The organism is Psychrobacter sp. TB20-MNA-CIBAN-0197, assembly GCF_040309765.1.
GTDB classification, from domain to species: domain Bacteria; phylum Pseudomonadota; class Gammaproteobacteria; order Pseudomonadales; family Moraxellaceae; genus Psychrobacter; species Psychrobacter submarinus.
In genome coordinates this window covers 1-251 of sequence record NZ_JBEOPC010001070.1, presented here as the reverse complement: position 1 = coordinate 251, position 251 = coordinate 1, and the positions used below count along the sequence as shown (strand labels likewise).

The following is a 251-nucleotide window of genomic DNA, read 5'->3' as shown; positions in this document are numbered from 1 at the left end:
CCGGAATAGTGCCTTTTAAAATATCAAACACTAGAACCAAGCAAGCCGGAAATGCTCCGCCTAATCTATAAACATTTGTAGCTCCTGGGTTATTAGAACCACTATTACGAGGGTCTGGGAGTTTGAACAACCGCGACACTAAAATAGCCGACGAAATCGACCCAAGTAAATAAGCTAAAACAAACATTATAGTGGCTAACACGCGCGTCCTTATTTTTTAATTGCTATACCAATTGATAGTGCTTTTAGGC

1 protein-coding gene is annotated in these 251 nt (G+C 40.2%); it reads right to left on the bottom strand.

The annotated features are described in order from the left end of the window. Positions 1–202: glycerol-3-phosphate acyltransferase (locus AAEY83_RS17195; RefSeq protein ID WP_351061094.1), on the bottom strand; the 202-nt coding region annotated here is incomplete at its 3' end. Positions 203–251: the final 49 nt, after the last annotated feature.